Genomic DNA, 14,952 nt, shown 5'->3' with positions numbered 1-14,952 from the left:
AAACATACAAGTTTGTTTATATGTCGCCCGCACGACGTCCCATGAGCCAACGGGAGTCTGTGCGACTTTCAAGAACGATAAGGACTTCCACATGTTCAAGCACCCCCGCTCGCGCTGGCTTGCCGCGCTGTGCGCCGCGTGTGCCGCGCTGACCATCACGGCTTGCGGCTCAGACGATAACAAGACCTCCACGGATACCAGCACGGCGACCGTCCCAACGCCGGCGCCGAAGACCATCCAGTCGATCAAGCACGTCTTCGTGATCACGCTGGAGAACGAGAACTACGCCACCACGTTCTCCGCCACATCGAAGGCACCTTACCTTTCGAAGACGCTTGTAAGCCAGGGCGCGCACCTGCAGCAATACTTCGGCACCACGCACGTCAGCCTGGGCAACTACATCGCCATGATCAGCGGTCAGTCGGTAACCGCCGATACGCAGATGGACTGCATGGTCTTCAAGGACTTCACGCTCAGCGGCATGGGCGATCACGGCCAGGCCATTGGCACCGGCTGCGTATACCCTGCGGCCATCAAGACATTGCCCGACCAGCTCAAGACCGCCAACCTGACCTGGCGCGGCTATATGGAGGACATGGGCAACGATCCATCGCGCGAAAGCGCCACGTGCGGCCATCCGGTGCTGAACACCACGGACGCGACCCAGTCCGCGCAAGCTGCCACTGCCGGCGGCCTGCCCGCCGACCAGTACGCCACGCGTCACAACCCGTTCATGTACTTCCATTCGATCATCGACTCGCCTGACTGCGCGACCAATGTCGTCAACCTGAACAAGCTGACCGATGACCTGAAGTCGATCGATACCACGTCCAATTTCACGTTTATCACGCCCAACCTCTGCAACGACGGGCACGACGGCGGCAGCAGCACTTGTGTGAACGGCGACCCGGGTGGCCTGGTATCTGCAGATGCGTTCCTGCAGAAGTGGGTCCCGCTGATCATGGCCTCGCCGGCTTACCAGAAGGATGGCTTGCTGATCATCAATTTCGATGAGAGCTCGTATGCCACGCAGGCGCTCGATAGCTCCACCGTACCTCCAACGCTGACCATGACGTTCTCGGGCAATACCTGCTGCAACCAGCAGGCTGGCCCGAACGTGCCGGCATCGAGCTTCCCCGTCACGCAGAGCTTCCCGGCCTCGGTATCGCACTATCCGTACGACATCAACCTGGTCACCCAGAACTTCGGTGGCGACCGCACCGGCGCCGTGCTTCTGTCGCCGTTCATCAAGCCGGGCACCGTCTCGACCACGCAGTACAACCACTATTCGCTGCTCAAGACACTGGAAGACATCTTCCAGCTTGGCGAGTACCTGGGCTACGCCGGCCAGGAAGGCCTGGCCGCGTTCAGTACCGACGTGTTCACCAATCTCTGACCCACGCCTGACCGCCGCCGCGGTCTGGTGATTGCCGCCCGGGTGTCGCGCCCGGGCGGCGCTTGTCGACATGATCCCGAATTCTTCCTTGATCCGTGTGGTGTGTACCGCGGTGCTGGCGCTTGCCTTGCTGGCGGGCTGCGACTCCAGGCAGGCGCCCGTTGCAGCCACGCCTAAGCCCACCCCTGATGCAGCCACGCTGGCCCGGCTGGGCAAGGCGATGTTCTTCGACCCGACGCTATCGGCCTCGGGACGGCAGTCATGCGCGAGTTGCCACGATCCCGCGTACGGCTATGGGCCGCCCAATGGGCTGGCTGTCCAGCTTGGCGGCCCGCGGCTTGACCGGCAGGGCAAGCGCGCCACGCCGGGCCTGGCCTATACGCTCAATGCCACGCCGATCTGGACCCATGTGCAAGCCGCCAGCGTGACCGAGCGCCTGACCGAAACCGACAATCCGCCCAAGGGTGGCCTGATGTGGGATGGCCGCTTCAATAGCCTGCATGACCAGGCAAGTGGGCCGCTGCTGGACCCTGATGAGATGGCCAACGAAAGTCGTGCCGTGGTAGCTGGCAAACTGCGCCGTGCCGCCTATGCCGACGACTTTCGCGCGGCCTTTGGCCCCGACGTATTCGACAACCCCCAGCGCGCTTTCGACATGGCCATGCGCGCGCTGGAGCGATTCGAGCTCGACGATCCGAGCTTCCACCGTTTCGACAGCAAGTTCGACGCATATCTGAAGGGCACCACCGTGCTCAGTGCAGCCGAGCTGCGTGGCCTGAAACTGTTTGCCGATCCAGCCAAAGGCAACTGCGCGGCCTGCCACCTGATCGAGAAGCGCGCCGATGGCTCGCATCCGTTGCTCACTGACTACCAGTTTGCCGCGTTCGGCGTGCCGCGTAACCCCGAGATCGCCGCCAATGCCGACCCCGCCTATTACGATCTTGGCCTGTGCGGGCCAAAGCGGACCGACAAGAGCCAACGCAGCGACTATTGCGGCATGTTCAAGACCCCAACGCTCCGCAATACGGCCAAGCGCGGCGCGTGGTTCCACAATGGCCGCTTTCACAGCCTGGAAGACGTCGTGCGCTTCTATGTGGAACGCGACCTGAAGCCTGCGCGATGGTATGCACGCAATGACCAGGGGCAGCCCGTCCTGTATGACGACCTGCCCCCTGAACTGCGCCGCAACGTCGACCGGTTCGATCCACCTTTCGACCGCAAGGCCGGCACACGTCCGGCGCTTGACGACCGCGAGATCCGCGATGTCGTGGCGTTCCTGAAAACGTTTGACGACGGTTACATCAACCCCGTCAGTTCGCGCTGACCTTCTGCACTGGCGGCGGCACCCACGAGTTCTGCAGGATCTCGGGCTTGGGCCAGTACGCACGGATAAACAGTTCGAAATCGCCAGTCGGTGCTGGCAGCCAGTTGGCCACCTTGTCGGCCTCGGGCTTGCGGTTCTGCACGTAGAGCGTCAGCGAGCCGTCGGCGTTGAACTTGAGATCCTTGTTCTTGGTGCCGAGCGAGAAACGGTTGATCTCGTTGGGCGCGAAGAAATGTGCCGCATCGTAGAGCGTCAGCGACCAGAACCCGTTCACCGGGGGCAAGGTGCCCTTCGGGAACGTGATCGTGTAGGCGTTGGCGCCGTTCAGGCGCGCCTTCCCGGCGTCGTATTCCTGGCCAAAGTACGCCGATTCGCGGCGCGGATTGACGAAGATGTTGGCCTTGGCGGCGGCGGCCCGACTGTAGTAGTCGGTGCCGAATTCGGCGCCATTCATCGGCGCCACCCAGCCATTGCCCACCGGCACACCGGCGGCCGAGTACTGGTGCATGTCCGGCATCATCTCCTTGTCGGCCTCGACGGCCGCCTGCGTCAGCGTGTCCGCAATGGCCGGGTCCTTCGCCGCGGCATCGAGCAATGACTGGAACCATGCGTAGAGCGCTTCCTCGCCGCGTTGCGGCGGGACTTCCTTCATGACCAGCGGAAGCTCCTTGAAGAATGCCTCGGGCTTGACCCACTGCGTCTCGGCGCCACTACCCTGCTTGCCGCCGGCTGGGTCTGACAGGTTTGGCAGCTTGGTCCAGTCCTTCGTCTTCATCTTGCCGTCGTACTCGCTGAGCGGATACGCCATGATCTGGCTCACCAGGGGCCGGATGGCCTGGCGGTCCTGCGCGGTGTCGTCCAGGAATGCACGCGGAATGATGTACGCGATATTGGTCGGCGAGCGATAGACGCCGCGGATGCCCTTGGGTGTCTGGCCCTTCCAGTTCGGCCCCACCACCATGTAGAACCCCGGCTTGGTGCCATACATCTTGCCGACACCGCCCAGCGTATCGGTCCGCTGGTCGCCAAGCTGGTAGACCCAGAAGCGGCTGCCAAAGTCCGGCACCTGGAACACGGCCGGTTCCTTTTCCAGCGAGAAGATACCGAAGCCGTAGGCCACATCCTGGTTCGGCGTGGCTACCGCACGCTCTTCGGGCTTGATGTAGTCGGTCAGCATGGTCAGCCGGTTCAGCGGGGCCACCGGCAGCACACCGTCGCCGAGGCCGTTCTCGGGTACTTTCGAGAAGACCAGGTGCCGGTTGTGGATGTTGACCATCGGCCAGCCCCAGATATAGGCAACCTTGGCCACGTTCTTCACATAGCTCCTGGGCATGTTGGCCCCGGCCACCGGCCCCGGCGGGAGCTTGGCGGCAGGCTCACCGGCGGCCATCGCCATCGGGGTGGCAAGCAGCGCGGCGACAATGACGAGTGAATGCAGGCGGCTCATGGGATCGATTCCGATGATCAGGGATGCCATATGCTCGCCCGTTGCGCCATTCACGGGAATACAATTTTTTCGGCATCCCCGTTAAACGCGTTCGTGAGACCTACCGCCACACACTCAGCGGGTCTTCCCACATTGCCACGTCATCGGAAGCTGATTGAACCGGGGCCGCCCGGAGCATCGTCATGGCCTGCGCATGAAGCTTGTCCACGCAGCGGGAGAAGACCCGTGCCTCTTCGGGGTCGAGGCAAGCAGCAAGCTCGCGATTGAAATCGCGTGCCCGTGCGAACGCCGCCGCGTACACAACCTCTCCCTCTTCACTCAAGGTGAACGCTGCCGCGCGACGATCCCCCGCCCGCACCGTCTTGTGCACGAGGCCCTTCTCCATCAGCGCGTGCACCGCCCGGCTGGCCAGCACCTTGTCCAGTCCCGCACTGGCGGCAAGTTCGGTCAATCGCGTGCCCGGTTGCTCGCCAAGGAAAGCCAGCATGCGCCATTCACGCCGGCTGACTCCGGCTGCGGATCGCAAGTGCTGGCCGCTGGCAGCCATGGCCACGCGGCTCAGGTGATAGAGCCGGTAATTGATGAAATCCGCCAGCCGTTCTGGCTCCTGCAGCGTCCCGGAAGTGTCGCGCACCATAAATAGTTGACTTTGTTAACTAATGGGTCAGATGCTAGCGTGCCGGACACACCGATAACAATCGAAATTCGCCCGAGGAGATCGCTTTGTCCAGCCCGAATCGCCCCACCCGCCGCGCCATGCTTGGCGCGCTGACGCTGTTGCTGGCCTGCGGTAGCGCGCTGGCCCAGACCGACAAACCGTTGCGCATCCTGGTGGGCTACCCGGCCGGCGGCACCGCCGACCTGGCCGCGCGGCTGGTTGGCGACAAGCTGCGCGAGGAACTCAGGCAGACCGTCGTCATCGAGAACAAGCCCGGCGCCGGCGGTCGGCTGGCAATGGGCTACGCCAGATCGCAACCGGCCGATGGCAACACCGTGGTACTGGCCAATTCGGCGGTCATGACCATCGCCCCGCTGGTCTATCGCAAGCTCAACTACGATATGGCGCGCGATTTCGTGCCGGTGGCGCAGGTGGCCAACTTCCAGTTGGCGCTGGCAACCGGCCCGGGTTCACCAGCGAAGAACCTCAAGGACTATGTGAGCTGGCTGAAGGCCGACACAACGCATGCGGCCTATGCCTCGCCCGCGCTGGGCAGCATCCCCCATTTCTTTGGCCTGATGATCGGCAAGCAGGTGGGTGTGCAGATGCTGCATGTGCCGTTCAACGGCTCCGCACCGCTGATGACCGCGCTGGTCGGCGGCCAGGTGCCGGCATCGGTCGACACATTGGCCGACCTGACCGAGATGCATCGCGCCGGCAAGATCCATGTGCTGGCCACCTCGGGCACGCGCCGTTCGACAGCCTTGCCTGATGTACCGACGTTTACCGAACTGGGCTACAAGGACATCGAAGGCGTGGGCCGCTATGGTTTTGTCGCGCCGGCCGGCACCGCACGCGCGGCTGTGGACCGCCTCAACGCCGCCATCGCCCGCGCCGTGGCTTCGCCCGACCTGCAGGAAAAATTCCTGAAGCTGGGACTGGAACCGCAAAGCGGCAGCGTCGACGCGTTTGCCAAGGTCCTGGCCAGCGATGCCAGCCGCTGGAACCCGGTGGTCAAGGCCTCGGGTTTCGTGGGCGACTGAGGAGCCGCAACATGTCAGCACGCAACGTCCTGTTCATCATGTGCGACCAGCTGCGTCGCGATCATCTCGGCTGCTACGGCCATCCCACGCTGCGTACGCGCAATATCGACGCACTGGCCGCGCGCGGCGTACGCTTCGACAATGCCTTTGTCACCTCGGGCGTCTGCGGCCCGAGCCGCATGAGCTTCTATACCGGCCGCTACGTCAGCAGCCATGGCGCCACCTGGAATCGCGTGCCGTTATCGGTTGGCGAAATCACGCTGGGCGAATACCTGAAGGACAGCGGCCGTGCGCTGGCGCTGGCTGGCAAGACCCATGTCATGCCTGACAGAGCGAACCTGCAGCGACTTCACCTCGATGGCGGTACGGAACTGGAAACACTGTTGCGCAGTGGCCATTTCATCGAGGTGGACCGCCACGACGGCCATCACGCCGAACCGTACAGTCCTTATGCCGACTGGTTGCGTGCCCAGGGCTACGACAGCAAGGACCCCTGGACCGACTACGTGATCAGCGCGCAGAAACCCGACGGTGAGATTGTCTCGGGCTGGCACATGCGCAATGCCGGCCTGCCCGCGCGCGTGGCCGAGCCGCACTCGGAAACGGCCTATACCGTGGATCGGGCGATGGACTATATCGCCGCGCGCGGCGACGACCCGTGGGTCTTGCACCTGTCACTGGTCAAGCCGCACTGGCCGTACCTGGCGCCGGCGCCCTATCACAACGCCTATTCGCTCGACGATTGCCTGCCGCTACAGCGCCATGACATCGAACTGGAAAACCCGCATCCGGTGCTCGATGCGTACCGGACCCAGGAGGAATGTGCCAATTTCATGCGCAAGGAGGTGTCCGACACCGTGCGCCCCGCCTACCAGGGCCTGATCCAGCAGATCGACGACCGCCTTGGCCAGTTGTGGGACTTGCTGGAACGCACCGGCCGCTGGCAGGACACGCTGATTGTCTTCACCGCCGACCATGGCGATTTCCTCGGTGACCATTGGCTCGGCGAAAAGGAACAGTTCTACGACACCGTCCAGAATGTGCCGCTGATTGTTTACGACCCGTCCGCCGAAGCCGACGGCACGCGTGGCCAGGCCGATGCCCGCATGGTATCGGCGGTAGATGTGGTGCCGACCATACTCGATGCGCTCGGGCTGCCCGCATTCGATCACCGTGTCGAGGGACGTTCGCTGCTGGACCTGACGCGGCAACGTTCGGCTGCCTGGCGTGGCTTCGTGGTATCGGAACTCGACTATGGCTTCCGCGGCGCCCGTGTGGCGCTGGGCCGTCATCCGGCCGAATGCCGCGCCTGGATGGTCCGGGACGCGTGCTGGAAATACGTCCACTGGCAGGGATTCCGCCCGCAATTGTTCGACCTGCTGAACGATCCGTGCGAATTTGTCGACCTTGGCGCCGACCCGGGCCATGAAGCGGTACGCACCTTCATGCGCGGCCATCTGCTCGACTGGTTTTGCACGTTGAAACCGCGCGTGACCGTGACCAACGAGGAAGTCGCGGCCAAGACCAACGTATACAAACAGGCAGGCGTCTTCTTTGGCGTGTGGTGACGCGTGTGGTGGGATCGGCAGCTTCCGACCCGGTGTGGCGTGCAGAAGCGCGGGAAAGGGCGTATTCTGGCGCCCTTGTCATTCCTGCGTAGCAGGCGTAGTGTTGCGCATCGCCTGGCGCCCCGGGGTGCCGGAGCCGCCCCACCTGATTGTTGACGGATGAACCAGAAATCCCCCAAATACCCGGATGAACCGCCCTTGCCGTCCACCTGGGACGCCCGCCTTGCCCGCCATCTGGTGCGGCCCCTCAAGAACACCCGCATTACGCCGAACCACCTGACCACGCTGCGCCTGCTGATTGGCGTGGCTGGCATTGCGTGCATCGCGCAAGGTGGTTATGCCTGGACCAACTGGGGCGCGCTGCTCGTCGTCCTGTCCAACTTTGTCGACCATACCGATGGGGAGTTGGCCAGAATTAGCGGCAAATCAAGCAAGATCGGCCACTTTTACGACCTGGCCAGCGATGCACTGATTACGGTGCTGCTGTTTGTCAGCTTCGGCATGGCGGTCGCCAATACCACCACCGTGACCGAGAGCGTCGGTCCCGTGGTGCGCGGTACGGTGGCTGGCCTGGCCGTGGCGCTGATCTTCTTCCTGCGCATGCGTATAGAATCGCGGGTTGGCAAAAGTGGTACCAAGCAGGCTTCAGCGGGCGGCTTCGAGACGGAAGACGTGCTGTACCTGCTGCCGTTGGTCACGCTGACGGGCGGCATCGGACCGTTCCTGGCAGCGGCTTCGATCGGCGCACCGCTGTTTGCCGTTCTTGTCATCATCGATTACTGGCGAGTCATGCGGCGCCCCCAGCCAGTCGCGACAACCACCGATCACTGAGACAGTCCATGCGAGAGCAAGTTACCAGCGACATCGCGCTAGATCCGCTCGCTGCACCGCAACCGGAATCGGCATCCAGGCAACCGGCCGCGCGTCGCCCGGATGCCGCCGTGGCCAACGTCGTGGCCCAGCTCGACACGGCCGCGCTGCGCCAGGATTTCGAGCGCCAGGGCGCGTTCATCTACCTGGACAAGTTCCTGGCCCCCGATCAAACCGCGCAGCTCGTGGCACTGGCCCGCGCCCTGCAGGCGGGTCTGAACCGCAACTACCTGCCCGGCCACAAGCAAGGCGGCAGCGTCAGCCGCCATACGATCGACGAAAAGGCGCCGTTCATTGCCGAGCTGTATCGCTCAAAGGCGCTGATCGGCTGGCTCGAACAGATCACCGGCGACAAGCTGCAGGTCTGTCCCGAGACCGATCCACACGCCTACGCGCTGTATTACTACACGCGCCAGGGCGACCATATCGGCTGGCACTACGACACGTCTTACTACGATGGCCGCCGCTATACGCTGTTGATCGGCGTACTCGACGAATCGTCGTGCCGGCTCGACTATGAGCTGCATACGCGCAACCCCGAGATTGCCGACGAACCGGGCTCGGTCCAGATTCCGCCGGGCGGCATCGTGCTGTTCGATGGCGACAAGCTGCGCCACCGCATCACGCCGGCCGGCCCCAACGAGATCCGGGTCTCGCTCACGTTCGAATACGTGACCGATCCGGGCATGCGGCCGTGGCTGCGCTTTATCTCGAACATGAAGGACGCCGTGGCGTACTTCGGTTTTCGCCAGGTCTTCCGGCGACTGCTTGGCGGGAAGTAACTGGCGTGAGTCGTGCAGCTTTCTTCCTGTTATCGGTAGGCGCGGCGCTGTTCGTCGGCCTGCTGGCCTGGCAAGGCGTGGGTGCGGTCACCTCCACGCTGATGTCGGCCGGCTGGGGCCTGGCCGTGGTGGCCGCGTTCCACCTGATTCCGCTGGCACTCGATGCCGGCGCCATTGCCGTGCTGCTCGACCGCAAGACGCGCCATGGCTCGTTCTGCAGTGCCCTCAAGGCGCGCTGGACCGGCGAGTCGGTCAACAGCCTGCTGCCGGCAGGCCAGATCGGCGGTCCGGTGCTGATGGTGCGCTACCTGTCCCACCGTGGTGCGCGCATGCGCGATGCCGCGGCGGCCATCACGGTCAGCACCACTACCCAGGCGTTGTCGCAGATGCTGTTCGCACTGCTGGGCATCGTGGCATTTGGCGCGCACGGCGACCTTTCCGAATACCGTACCCCGATCATTGGCGTAACGATCGTGCTGGGCATCTGCGTGCTGGCGTTCTGTGTACTGCAGCGGCGCGGCATGTTCGGCCGCGTGATGCGCATTGGCCAGAAGCTGTTTGGCAAGCGCAAGACCCAGGACGATGGCGCCAGCCCGGGCCGCTGGGCCGGCCTGGCGCTGCGTGCCGATGCCGTGGACAGTGCGATTCGCGAACTGTACCGCGAGCGGCGCAAGGTTGCGGCCAGCTTCTTGCTTAATCTGGTCGGCTGGATTGTCGGTACCGGCGAGGTCTGGTTGATCCTGTATTTCCTGGGGCACCCGGTGAACTGGCATGAGGCCTTGCTGCTCGAAAGCGTGGGCCAGGCGATTCGCGGCGCCGCGTTTGCGATTCCGGGGTCGCTCGGTGCGCAGGAAGGCGGTTACCTGCTGCTGGGCCCGCTGGTGGGCCTGCCCCCGGATGCCGCGCTGGCGCTATCGCTGGCCAAGCGCGTGCGCGAGCTGGTGCTCGGCATCCCCGGGCTCGTGTATCTGCATTTCAGCGAACGGAAGTTCCAGCGCCGCCGCGCCGCGCATGCCCTGTCCACCGAGCGGGGCTGATGCGGCGGTTTTAATCTGCATGTGAGAACAACATAATGCGAGCAATCATTCTTGCCGCGGGCCTCGGCCTGCGACTTCAGCAACAGCAGGGCAAGCAGTTCCCGAAATGCCTGCTGCGCTTTGACGGGGTCACGCTGCTGGAGCGTCACCTGCGCCTGCTCGATGCAGTCGGCGTAACCGAAGTGGTGCTGGCACTCGGCTTCGAGCCGCAGCAGGTTCAGGACGAACTGGCGCGACTGGGCCGCGACCTCGAAATCGTGATCAACCCGCGCTTCGACCTGGGTAGCGTGCTGACCGTGCACACCGTGGCCGATGCCATGACGCGCGGTGGCGACGTGCTGCTGATGGATGCCGACGTACTCTATGACGAGCGCATCATGAGCAAGCTCGTGGCTGGCGACACCGTCAACCGCCTGCTGATCGACCGTGATTTCGAAGCAGGCGATGAACCGGTCAAGCTGTGCCTGAAGGACGGCGTGCCAGTGGAACTGCGCAAGCAGCTGATGACCGACCTGCAATACGACACCATCGGTGAATCGGTCGGCTTCTTCCGCTTCAAGCAGGATTGCGCACTGCGCTTCGCCGAGATCGTGAAGGGCTATGTCGACACCGGCCGCGCCAACATGCCGCACGAAGAGGCGGTACGCGACCTGCTGCTGGAACGCTCCCACGTGTTCGATACCGCCGACGTAACCGGCGCCCCCTGGATTGAAATCGATTTCCCCGGCGACGTTGCTCGCGCCGCCGAAGAAGTCCTGCCCCAACTTCTGCCTGTAGGAATCGCCCAATGAACGCCATCGACCCGAACCTGCTCGTTTCCTCGCGCGCCGCCCGGTTGCGCCAGATGCTGCTGTCCAATGACCTGGAATTCATCATGGAAGCCCACAACGGGCTGTCCGCGCGCATCGTGCGCGAGGCCGGCTTCAAGGGCATCTGGGCCTCGGGCCTGGCCATTTCCGCCCAGTTCGGCGTACGCGACAACAACGAGGCCAGCTGGACCCAGGTGGTAGACAACCTCGAGTTCATGGCCGATGCCAGCGACCTGCCAATCCTGCTCGACGGCGACACCGGCTACGGCAACTTCAACAATATGCGCCGGCTGGTGCGCAAGCTCGAACAGCGCGGTATTGCCGGGGTCTGCATCGAGGACAAGATTTTCCCGAAGACCAACAGCTTTATCGGCGGCGAGCAGCAACCGCTGGCCGATGTCGACGAATTCTGCGGCAAGATCAAGGCCGGCAAGGATTCGCAGGCCGATGACAATTTCTCGATCGTGGCGCGCGTTGAAGCGCTGATCGCCGGCTGGGGCATGGAAGAAGCATTGCGCCGCGCCGAGGCGTACCGCCAGGCCGGCGCCGACGCGATCCTGATCCACAGCAAGCTGTCGAAGGCCGACGAGATCGTGACCTTTGCGCGCGAATGGGCCGGCCGCGCCCCGCTGGTGATCGTGCCGACCAAGTACTACAGCACGCCGACCGACGTGTTCCGCAAGGCTGGCATCAGCCTGGTGATCTGGGCCAACCACCTGATCCGCGTGGCGGCATCGGGCATGCAGGCCGTGGCCAAGGAAATCCATGACAGCGAGACGCTGGTCAACGTGGAAGACCGCATCGCCACCGTAAACGAGATCTTCCGCCTGCAGGATGCCGACGAATACTCGGCCGCCGAGAAAATCTACCTGACCGGTGGCCAGGCACCCGGCTCGGCCGTGGTGCTGGCCGCAGGCCGCGGCAAGGGCCTCGAGGCGCTGACCGAAGACAAGCCCAAGATCATGCTGCCGGTGGCTGGCAAGCCGCTGTTGCGCTGGCTGGTGGACGGATTCAAGAACCAGGGCATCAACGACATCACCGTGGTGGGCGGCTACAAGGCCGAGGCCATCGATGCGGCTGGTATCAATCTGGTCCGCAACGAGCGCCATGCCGAAACCGGCGAACTGGCCTCGCTGGCATGCGCCGCCGATACGCTGCAGACCGATACCGTGATCGCCTATGGCGACCTGCTGTTCCGCAGTTACATCCTGCGTGACCTGGTCGATTCCGATGCGCCGTTCAGCGTGGTGGTCGATTCGTCGGCATCGAATGCTTCGAGCCAGAGCGTGCGCGATTTCGCATGGTGTTCGGCGGCCGATGACCGCGACCTGTTCGGCCAGAAGATCCTGCTGCGCAAGGTTTCGGATGAAATTCCTGCCGGCGATGCGCCGCATGGCCGCTGGATCGGCCTGCTGAACGTGCGCGGCGAAGGCCGTGTGCGCCTGCAGAAACTGCTCGGCGAACTGCGCCAGCGTCCGGACTTCGACAAGCTCGACCTGCCCGACCTGCTCAACGCGCTGGTGGCAGCCGGCGAACAGGTCGAGGTCAAGTATGTGCACGGCCACTGGCGCGGTGTGAACGACCTCGACGATTTCCGTCGCGCTGGTGACTTTGCGCATACCCAGACGCCCTACTCGCTCGGTAACAATGCCGGCGAGGCTGCTCGATGATCGAGGCCGTACAGTTTGTCGAAGCCGCGCGCGAGCGCGGTTTCGAATGGTATGCAGGCGTGCCATGCTCGTACCTGACGCCATTCATCAACTACGTGGTGCAGGACTCGTCGCTGCACTATGTGTCGGCGGCCAATGAAGGCGATGCGGTAGCGTTTATCGCCGGCGTGGCGCAAGGTGCGCGCAATGGCGTGCGTGGCATCACCATGATGCAGAACTCGGGCCTCGGCAACGCCGTGAGCCCGCTTACGTCGCTGACCTGGACCTTCCGCCTGCCGCAACTGCTGATCGTCACGTGGCGCGGCCAGCCGGGCGGCGCAGCGGACGAACCGCAGCACGCGCTGATGGGCCCGGTCACGCCGGCCATGCTCGACACCATGGACATCCCGTGGGAACTGTTCCCGACCGAGCCCGCAGCCGTTGGTCCGGCGCTCGATCGTGCCATCGCCCATATGGATGCCACGGGTCGGCCCTATGCACTGATCATGCAGAAAGGCAGCGTGGCGCCCTACCCGCTGCAAGCGCAGACGCCACCGCAGGCACGTGCCAAGGCCGTGCCGCAGGTAGCGCATACCGGCGCCGCGCAACTGCCGAGCCGCCAGGAAGCATTGCAGTGCGTGATGGCCCATACCCCGGTTGACTCGACCGTGGTGCTGGCCTCCACCGGGTTCTGCGGCCGTGAACTCTACGCGCTCGACGACCGTTCGAACCAGCTCTATATGGTTGGCTCGATGGGTTGCCTGACACCGTTCGCGCTGGGGCTGGCGCTGGCCCGCCCCGACCTGAAGGTGGTGGCAATCGATGGCGATGGCGCGGCACTGATGCGCATGGGCGTGTTTGCCACGCTTGGCGCCTATGGCCCGGCCAACCTCACGCATGTGCTGCTCGACAACAATGCACACGACTCGACCGGTGGCCAGGCCACGGTGTCGCACAACGTGTCGTTTGCGGGCGTCGCGGCCGCGTGCGGTTATGCATCGGCCATCGAGGGCGATAACCTCGACATGCTCGACACCGTAATGGCGAATGTGGCCACGGCCACCGCCGGCCCGAATTTCGTCTGCCTGCAGACACGCGCCGGCACGCCCGACGGACTGCCACGTCCATCGGTTACGCCGGTGCAGGTGCGCACGCGCCTGGGCCAGCAGATCGGCGCCGACATTGGCAACACCCAACACGCTTGAGGAATCGCATGCTGCTTTTGAATCCGGGCCCGGTAACGCTGTCCGAACGCGTCCGCCAGAGCCTGCTGCAAACCGACCTGTGCCATCGCGAGAGCGAGTTCTTCGACCTGCAGGATGAAGCGCGCCAGCGGCTGGTCGACGTCTACGGACTGGACGCGGCAAGCTGGAGCGCGGTGCTGATGACCGGCTCGGGTACCGCCGCGCTGGAAAGCATGATCGCGGGACTGGTGCCCGCACAGGGCAAGCTGCTGATCGTGCAGAACGGCGTATACGGCGAGCGCGTTGCGCAGATCGCCGCGCAGTACCAGATTGCCCACACAGTGGTGAAGCACGACTGGATGGATACGCCGGACCTGGCTCGCATCGACGCGGCGCTGGCGGCAGACCCGGCCATCACCCATCTGGCCGTGATCCATCACGAAACCACCACGGGCCGCCTCAACGACCTGCCCTCGATCGACAAGCTATGCCAGGCGCGCAATGTGCGCCTGCTGGTCGATACCGTGAGCAGCTTCGGCGCCGAGGCCATCGATTTCAGCGGCAACATCGACGCGGTGGCCGCCACGGCCAACAAATGCCTGCACGGCGTGCCCGGCGCGGCGTTTGTGATCGCACGCCGCAGTGCCTTGGCCAATGCCGCCAGTCGCACCTACTACCTCGATATCGCGCGGCTGGCCAAGCTGCAGGACCAGCGCAACACGCCGTTCACGCCATCGGTGCATGCGTACTACGCGCTGGTGGAAGCACTGCGCGAACACGCGGATGAAGGCGGCTGGCAAGGCCGCCATCAGCGCTACGCGGCGCTGGCCGAGGAAGTCCGCGCGGGCCTGGCTGCATTGGGCATCGAGGCCCTGTGGCCCGCAACCCAGTCGTCGGTGGTACTGCGTGCCTACAAGCTGCCGCAGGGCGTCACGTACGAGCAACTGCACGACGGCCTGAAGGCCCGAGGCTTCGTGATCTATGCCGGCCAGGGCGGCCTGTCGTCGCAACTGTTCCGCATTTCCACGATGGGCGCACTCGACGCAGCGGACATGCATCGCCTGGTGGCTGGCTTCCGCGAATTGCTGGCTCGCTGAAACTGCTGAAGACCTGGCTCCCCTCTCCCGCAACGCGGGAGAGCAACCGTGTCAATGACTTCGTGCGGCTCACGATCAGCCGACGCTT

The 14,952-nt window shown here is 64.2% G+C and carries 13 protein-coding genes; 11 read left to right on the top strand and 2 right to left on the bottom strand.

All coding sequences use genetic code 11. The features are described from left to right. The first annotated feature begins 91 nt into the window (after positions 1-91). Both ACO550_RS37935 and ACO550_RS37930 read left to right on the top strand, forming a co-directional pair. Positions 92-1,396 (top strand): alkaline phosphatase family protein, encoded by a 1,305-nt coding sequence (locus ACO550_RS37935; RefSeq protein WP_315597988.1) that lies wholly within the window; start codon positions 92-94, stop codon positions 1,394-1,396. 70 nt (positions 1,397-1,466) lie between these two features. Next, positions 1,467-2,720, top strand: a complete 1,254-nt coding sequence (locus ACO550_RS37930) for a cytochrome-c peroxidase (RefSeq protein ID WP_315597987.1) — start codon at positions 1,467-1,469, stop codon at positions 2,718-2,720. Here the strand turns inward: ACO550_RS37930 and ACO550_RS37925 are convergent. Together ACO550_RS37925 and ACO550_RS37920 are read right to left on the bottom strand one after the other, a co-directional pair. Beyond that, positions 2,707-4,167 (bottom strand): DUF1254 domain-containing protein, encoded by a 1,461-nt coding sequence (locus tag ACO550_RS37925; RefSeq protein ID WP_485995150.1) that lies wholly within the window; start codon positions 4,165-4,167, stop codon positions 2,707-2,709. The genes ACO550_RS37930 and ACO550_RS37925 overlap by 14 nt on opposite strands. Positions 4,168-4,267: 100 nt before the next feature. Further along, a complete protein-coding gene (locus ACO550_RS37920) occupies positions 4,268-4,804 on the bottom strand; it encodes a MarR family winged helix-turn-helix transcriptional regulator (RefSeq protein WP_315597985.1) in 537 nt (178 codons plus the stop codon). A gap of 119 nt (positions 4,805-4,923) precedes the next feature. Between ACO550_RS37920 and ACO550_RS37915 the strand changes: the two genes are divergently transcribed. The 9 genes from ACO550_RS37915 (at position 4,924) to ACO550_RS37875 (ending at position 14,864) form a co-directional block, all read left to right on the top strand. Next, positions 4,924-5,868 (top strand): tripartite tricarboxylate transporter substrate-binding protein, encoded by a 945-nt coding sequence (locus ACO550_RS37915; protein WP_315598009.1) that lies wholly within the window; start codon positions 4,924-4,926, stop codon positions 5,866-5,868. 11 nt (positions 5,869-5,879) lie between these two features. Continuing rightward, positions 5,880-7,436 carry a sulfatase-like hydrolase/transferase gene (locus tag ACO550_RS37910; RefSeq protein WP_315597984.1) on the top strand — a complete coding sequence of 519 codons (1,557 nt, stop codon included), beginning with the start codon at positions 5,880-5,882 and terminating at the stop codon, positions 7,434-7,436. A 159-nt stretch (positions 7,437-7,595) separates the two neighbouring features. Next, positions 7,596-8,267 (top strand): CDP-alcohol phosphatidyltransferase family protein, encoded by a 672-nt coding sequence (locus ACO550_RS37905; RefSeq protein ID WP_315597983.1) that lies wholly within the window; start codon positions 7,596-7,598, stop codon positions 8,265-8,267. Between the two features lie 8 nt (positions 8,268-8,275). Next, positions 8,276-9,088, top strand: a complete 813-nt coding sequence (locus tag ACO550_RS37900) for a HalD/BesD family halogenase (RefSeq protein WP_315597982.1) — start codon at positions 8,276-8,278, stop codon at positions 9,086-9,088. A gap of 5 nt (positions 9,089-9,093) precedes the next feature. Beyond that, positions 9,094-10,125: a flippase-like domain-containing protein gene (locus tag ACO550_RS37895; RefSeq protein ID WP_315597981.1), complete on the top strand. Its 1,032-nt coding sequence runs from the start codon at positions 9,094-9,096 to the stop codon at positions 10,123-10,125. A gap of 35 nt (positions 10,126-10,160) precedes the next feature. After that, positions 10,161-10,916, top strand: a complete 756-nt coding sequence (locus ACO550_RS37890) for an NTP transferase domain-containing protein (RefSeq protein WP_315597980.1) — start codon at positions 10,161-10,163, stop codon at positions 10,914-10,916. Continuing rightward, positions 10,913-12,604, top strand: a complete 1,692-nt coding sequence (gene aepX / locus ACO550_RS37885; protein WP_315597979.1) for a phosphoenolpyruvate mutase — start codon at positions 10,913-10,915, stop codon at positions 12,602-12,604. The genes ACO550_RS37890 and aepX overlap by 4 nt, the downstream gene beginning before the upstream one ends. Further along, positions 12,601-13,788 carry a phosphonopyruvate decarboxylase gene (gene aepY, locus ACO550_RS37880; RefSeq protein WP_315597978.1) on the top strand — a complete coding sequence of 396 codons (1,188 nt, stop codon included), beginning with the start codon at positions 12,601-12,603 and terminating at the stop codon, positions 13,786-13,788. Before aepX ends, aepY begins: the two co-directional genes overlap by 4 nt. An 8-nt stretch (positions 13,789-13,796) precedes the next feature. Further along, a complete protein-coding gene (locus ACO550_RS37875; protein ID WP_315597977.1) occupies positions 13,797-14,864 on the top strand; it encodes a 2-aminoethylphosphonate aminotransferase in 1,068 nt (355 codons plus the stop codon). Positions 14,865-14,952: the final 88 nt, after the last annotated feature.

It is taken from the genome of Cupriavidus sp., assembly GCF_057315035.1.
Note: the sequence above shows the minus strand (reverse complement) of the source record. Positions and strands in the feature narration are given on the sequence as shown.